The 6,656-nt window shown below is 58.8% G+C and carries 1 protein-coding gene and 3 pseudogenes; 2 read left to right on the top strand and 2 right to left on the bottom strand.

Features of this window, described 5'->3' with window-relative positions; translation table 11 throughout:
- Window positions 1-140: 140 nt before the first annotated feature.
- Window positions 141-1,223 (top strand): annotated as a pseudogene (locus GSQ93_RS10630) (IS3 family transposase); the annotation flags it as partial.
- A gap of 27 nt (window positions 1,224-1,250) precedes the next feature.
- Here GSQ93_RS10630 and GSQ93_RS10625 read toward each other — a convergent pair.
- Window positions 1,251-2,759 carry a recombinase family protein gene (locus tag GSQ93_RS10625; protein WP_216857607.1) on the bottom strand — a complete coding sequence of 503 codons (1,509 nt, stop codon included), beginning with the start codon at window positions 2,757-2,759 and terminating at the stop codon, window positions 1,251-1,253.
- 131 nt (window positions 2,760-2,890) lie between these two features.
- A pseudogene (locus GSQ93_RS38065) lies at window positions 2,891-3,268 on the bottom strand (recombinase family protein); the annotation flags it as partial.
- Between the two features lie 214 nt (window positions 3,269-3,482).
- Here GSQ93_RS38065 and GSQ93_RS10620 point away from each other — a divergent pair.
- Window positions 3,483-6,415: pseudogene (locus GSQ93_RS10620) on the top strand (Tn3 family transposase).
- Window positions 6,416-6,656: the final 241 nt, after the last annotated feature.

Genomic DNA, 6,656 nt, shown 5'->3' with positions numbered 1-6,656 from the left:
CTCTGGTCGGTAGTCCGCACACGGTGTAGTCCTTTTACTCGCACCTCTTCCATCTCATCCGCTATCGTGTGTTCGCCATCTGAGGTAGCCTGACTTTTTAGGACACTCCTTTTTGATAAACTTTATCAATGGGAGCACACATGACGAAACCAAGAACATACACACCAGAGCTTCGTGAAGAAGCTGTAAAGCTTGTGCTTGCACAGGGCTTGACGCTAGATGAAGCGGCGAAGCGAATTGCCATTCCGATGGGGACTTTGGCCACTTGGGTCAAAGCAGCCAAGCTTGGCAATGGCGCCGTGACGGCGCCAGGCAGTCGCACGGTTCCCGAATTGGAAGCCGAGGTAGTCAGACTACGCAGGGAACTGGCGGAGACCAGGATGGAGCGAGATATCGTAAAAAAAGCGGCAGCGTATTTTGCGCAGGAGTCGCTGCCAAATACGCGGTCATGAATACGATGCGACTCGATTATCCAATTGCTGTCCTGTGCCGTGCCTTTGAGGTTTCGCGCAGCGGCTTCTATGCCTGGTCTAAAGGTAAGCTGTCTCCACGTGCGCAGGTTGATGAACGCCTGAAAGCCGCCATCAAGGCTGTGCACAAGCAGAGCCGCGAGACCTATGGCACGCGACGCGTGCAGCCTGAGCTTGAGGCACAAGGCTTTATAGCCGGGCGCGACCGCATCGCCCGCCTGCGCCGAGAGCTGAATCTGCGCTGTAAGCAGAAGCGCAAATTCAAAGCCACGACGAATTCGAATCACAACTTGCCTGTCGCCGACAATCTGCTGAACCAGACGTTCGCGCCAACGCGGCCAAACGAAGCCTGGGTGACAGACATCACCTATTGTGCCACCGACGAGGGATGGCTCTACGTCGCCGGCATTAAGGACGTCTTCACCTGTGAGTTGGTTGGATACGCCATGGGTGAGCGCATGACACAAGGACTCACGGCGCAAGCCCTGTGGCGTGCTGTGCGCAACAAACGTCCCGAGAAAGGCTTGATTCATCATTCGGACCGTGGAAGTCAATACTGCGCTCATGACTATCGGAAGCTGGTTGAACAATTCGGCATGCAGGCCTCAATGTCGCGTAAGGGGAATTGCTTTGACAACGCACCGATGGAAAGCTTCTGGGGCAGTCGTAAAAAACGAACTGATACATCACCATCGCTACGCCACGCGTGCCGATGCGAAGGCGGCAATTCAGGAGTACATCGAAAGCTTTTACAAGTATGTTTCATAATGCCCAATTTCGCTATGTCGTTGATAAATCTAGAGAGCCCTGTTGCGCCGTTGGTATTTCGGGGCGTCCGCGCCGGGCGCGAGTGCGCGCGACGAGTTCGGTGACAGCGTTGGTGTTCAGTGAATTACGATTGAAGATCCATGGCCCATTGGACAACGGATGTTCTGCCGTGATGTCGCCGCGCTCGACTGCGAGCCTGAGGGTCTTGGGACTCACGCCGATGAACGCCGCGGCCTCAGTCAGATTCATCCATCCTTCGGCCGCGCGCCGCTCGCTCGAATAGACGGGGATTTGATGGTGGCTGCGCAACGAGGTAACGCGCTCCTGAGTCCAGAAGTTACCCCGACCGGTGCGCAGGTCATTGCGATTGAGCACGCTGGCAATCAACAAATCCGGACAGATGCGTGCGAGCTGGCGCACGGCATCAATTGCTTCCGGGGATGTATGAGTGGCGTTTTGGCCGCGGCGCCGTCGCGGTACGCGGACTTCTGTGTGGACGCCGCCTTTCCAGTGAATGACGAGTACGATCTCGCTTGTCGTGTCGTCGACGTCGACGACGACTTCGTGAATCAATGTGCGCACAATGCGCTTCTTCAGGCGAGCATCGGCCTGCGGCCAGATCGACTCCAGCGCGGTGGCAAGTTCCGTGAACTCCTCAGGTTGCGCAGGCGGGAGTTGGCCGGATGCATACGACTGCTGCCCGATTCGCGATTCCAGCTCCGCCACGCGCATTAGCGCATCATTCCAGCGTCGCTCCAGCTCGTCGGCGACGAGTCGGTTGTCGGGATCAGCAGCGTCGTACTGCTTTTGCGCGCGTTGCGCTGCATAGCGGGCCGCTTGCAGATCGCGCTGCAATGCAGCCAGTACTTCGTCATGCTTATGGACATCTTCTTCACGCGCCACGATCGCCGCCTCGATTGCTGCAGGTTGGACTACCCGCAAGACCGCCTGGGCAACGGCCGCATCCACGCGTGTACCGCCGAAGGCGATACAGCGAGGCTGCCCTTTGTCGAGCCACGCCCGATGACAGGTGTAGCGCAAGGCGTCATGCTGGTTACCCGTGTAGTGTAGCGTCAGCTTGCTCGCACACCGCCGGCACCGCAACAGTCCCGACAACAACGCCTCGCCGTTCTTTGGAGCACCTGCCTGCCCGCCAAGACGCACGTTAGCGTGGATCACGCGCTGGATTCGTTCAAACTCGTCCCAATCAACGTATCCCTCGTAGGCGTTGGGGATCAGCGCCAACCATTGATCTCGCGGTTTGCGTCGGTCACGTTTGCGCGGTTCTCCGTCCGCGTAATGGATCGTAGATTCCGTCTTGCCATAGGCATATGCGCCACCGTAGACCGGGCTGGTCAGGATCTGGTACACCGTTCCGTAGTACGGTCGCTTCCAGTGGATCTCGCCGCGCGGTGTGCACGCCGGCAATTGCAGGCCGTGCTCCAGGAACCATAGTAACGTCTGGCGTACAGAACCAATCGCGGCGAACTGGCGGAACACTGAACGGATGGCTTCCTGCACACGCAAATCCGGATCCTTCTCCAGGCGCTGGTCTTCGGTCTTGCGATAACCACGGGCGCCGTGATGATGAGCTCGCCGCGTCTGGCTTTCTCGCGGCGCGCTTCCAGCGAACGCTGACGCAGAAGATCCAGTTCGTATTCGTTGAGGCTGCCCTTCAATCCAAGCAGCAAACGGTCATTGCTTAGCCGTGGCGCGTATACGGTCTCCTGATCGATCAGCACGGTATCGACGACACGGCAAACTTCGACCAGTTGCTGCCACTCGCGACTGTTGCGCGCGAATCGCGAAACCTCGCGAGCGGCAACCGCGCCAACGCGTCCAAGACAGACTTCTGCCACCATCCGTTCAAAACCCGAGCGTGTCTGCGTGCCGGCTGCAGAGCGGCCCATATCCTCATCTATTACTTCAACCTCGTGCCAGCCCAACTGGTGCAGACGATCCTGCATCGCGTACTGCAGTTTCTGGCTCTCCAGATTGTGGCTGACCTGGTAAGCCGACGACTGGCGCACATATAGGGGTCGCCTGTATTTCGATGCAGTTTACCGGGCTAGCGACCTCTAACGCTGGCGCGGGTTTGCGTGGCGGCCCTATTTAAATATCTCAATAAATCAAAGAGTTGCTGTTTGGGTGTTTGTCTCGCTCCGCGCCGACGATTGTCGGTTGCCGCGCCCATTTTGTGCCGCTACTCTGGTCGGCCCATCTCACGCTCGCGGAGAAAACGCGATGGAGCACTGGCAATTAGCGTATCTCGGCATGCGGCAGATCCCGGATGAACTCAACGAGTTCGAGCTTGCCACGTTCTTCACGTTCTCCCGTAAAGAACGGGGGTTGATCGACGCCCGGCGCACTGATCTTTATCGGCTCGGAGTTGGGCTGCATATCGGCTTTGTACGCATGACGGGCCGCACGCTCGACGCATACAAACAGATTCCGAAGGCCCTATGGAGTCACCTTGGCGAACAACTGGGTGTCGATCCGCCGGAGCTCGGTACGCTACGTTCCTTGTACGATGGGCGCACCGACACACTTGTTGACCATCAGATGCTGGCCTACCAGGTACTTGGCTTCCGTCCGATGGCCGAGCATCAACGCCGCTACGTCGTGCGCTGGCTCAAGGAGCGTCTGTCCGGCGCCCTGAGCGCGGCCAACTGTTGCATGAGTTGAAGCGGTGGCTGTACGAGCACCGCATTCTGATTGCTCATGATCGATTGCTCAAGCGGTTGATCGTACAGGCCGTCCAGGGCGTCGAAGTCGCGCTGACCGATACGCTGGCACGCGCCTTTGGCGCGTCGATGCTGGATGGTTGGGGACACCTCCTTCCGCAGCCCGAAGGAGAGCACGCGAGCCTGCAACACTGGTTGTGGGCCGTTCCTCTACGCAACTCGACTCATCAGATGAGCGAGATCTTCACCAAGATCGATCGACTGTAATTAATCGGCGTTCATTCCCGCTGGCCGGCGAACTGCAATGACGCGTTGGTGCGCCACTACGCGAGACGCTGTGCGAACCGGCCGCCGTCGGTAAGCAACCGGATTGAAACGCAGTCGCGCCGACTGGAAGCCGCATGCTTCCTGCGCTATGCGTTGTGTGCCGCATCCGACCAGTTGTTGGGAATGTTGCGCCACTGGATCCAGAAGGCGGTCAACGATGCCACTCGAGACATCGACGCCACGCGCCCGGACTTGAAGACACGTATCCATGATTTCGCGGCTGCGGTGAAGGCAGTTGCACTCGACGCAACACTGTCTCGCGACGAACTCAGTAACAAGGTGTGTGCGCTTGCCGATCAAGCGCTCGATGTGCGCCCGCCGAGTCGCCGGAGCCTCGTCCGTGCGCATCTCATGGCGAAGCGCGGACAAGCGCGCGCGATGCTCGCCAAAATAGTCCGTCTGCCCTTTGAAGCGCAGACCGCTCATCCGGTGACCGATGCGTTGCAGGTACTGCGTGACCTGTACGCTGGCAAGGCATACACGCTACCGGACCGCGTCACGATTCGACTCGGGCGCGCATGGCGGCAGGCGATCGACGGTTACGACCGGCACAAGGCCCTGTCAGCATTCGAATGGGCGACGCTGTTTGCCCTGCGGGTCGCGTTGCGTAACGGGTCCGTCTTTGTTGACCACAGCTTTGCATTTCGCAGTCAAGCTCGGATGCTGATCCCGCACGACGACTGGAGCGCGAAGCGCAACCACTACTATGGTCATCTGAAACTGCCACAAGACGCGAAGGAATTCCTCGAACCGCTAGTCCGGCATCTCAATCATGGGCTTTCGGTGCTGCGCGACGCGACGGTGCGTGGTGATGTGCGAATCGACACCGCCGTACATCTCGATGCTTTATCGGCACAAGGCAAGGATGCCGCAGTGGAGCCCTTGCGCCGAGCGATCTTCGCCTCCCATCCCGGTGGCCAACTCCCGGAAATCATTCTCGAGATCGACAGCTTGACACGCTTCAGCTGGTTGCTGCTCGGACGGGAACCGCGTTCACGCAGTGAGCTGCTGCTGGTGTATGCAGCGGTCTTGGCCCATGGCACTTCGTTGTCCGCAGCGGACATCTCGCGGATGGTGCCGGAATTGTCGCCTGTCGCGATCCGACAAATGATGAACCGAATCGCCGATGAACGAAAACTACGTCAAGCTGCCGACGCAGTGCTGGAATTCATGCTTCGCCACCCGATCGCCGCGCACTGGGGTCGTGCCGATCTGGCTTCGTCCGACATGATGTCGCTAGAGACGACGCGCACGGTCTGGCAGGCTCGGGCTGACCCGCGTCGGCGCACGGCGTCCATCGGCATGTACACGCACGTGATGGACCGCTGGGGGATCTTCTACGATCAACCCGTCATCCTCAACGAGCGGCAAGCAGGCGCAGCGATCGAAGGTGTCATTCGACAAAGCGGCACGAGGGACGTGGCACAACTCGCCGTGGACACCCATGGGTATACGGATTTCGCAATGGGGCTTGCCCGGGCGCTTGGCTTTGACCTGTGCCCACGACTTGCTCATCTGCGCGACCGCCGTTTGCATGTGCCACGGCATCACGCCGTGCCAGCGGAGCTTGTGGCCGTGACCGACTGTGACGTGCGCCTGGACCTCATCGAAAGCATCTGGGACGAATTCGTTCGGGTGGCAGCGTCGATTCAAAGTGGTCGCTGCACTGCGGTCGAGGCGTTGACCCGGTTCGGCGCAGCGGCGCGTGGACAGTCCGTGTACGACGGTGGCGTCCATATAGGAAGGTTGTTTCGTACGGTTTTCCTGATCGACTATTTCACCAATCCGGTATTCCGCAGCGAGCTTCAGCATGTCCTCAATCGTGGTGAAGCCGTACACACCGTGCAGCGGGCGATACACATAGGCAAAATTCCGTCGGAACTAACGAAGCATCACGAATCACTCGCAGCCGTGTCGTCGTCGCTGGCGTTGCTCACCAACGCCGTAATGGCTTGGAACACGATGCATATGCAACGCGCCGTTGGTCAGATCGAGGCGATGAGTGGGGACGTCCTTCGGGCTGTGGACCTGCGGCGAATTGCACCCACCTATCTTGAAGGCATTAACTTGCGCGGTACGTTCGATTTTCCGATCGCCCGCTATGCGGACCGTGTCTTGCCCAGCCTAGTGGATGGTCTGAGTGTAAATGAGCTTCGCTCTGCGTGACGCTGGCCGTAGGCCGAATTATAACTATCACCGGTGCAAAAATAAAACCGGCAATTCGCTAATGGGTGGCTTCTCGAAGGCCCATATCCGATGACTGGCTGCGTCTAACCGGCGACGCCTGACAGCAGCAGTTGCTTTAACTGTGGAAGACACACATTGTGCAACTCGTAGTCGTCAACGATACGCCGGCGAGCGCGATCCCTGATCGCACTGAAATTCGAAAGGCTCTTGCACGCGGTGT

This window comes from Burkholderia sp. S171 (assembly GCF_009766085.1).
In the GTDB taxonomy this organism is placed as follows: domain Bacteria; phylum Pseudomonadota; class Gammaproteobacteria; order Burkholderiales; family Burkholderiaceae; genus Caballeronia.
Note: the sequence above shows the minus strand (reverse complement) of the source record. Positions and strands in the feature narration are given on the sequence as shown.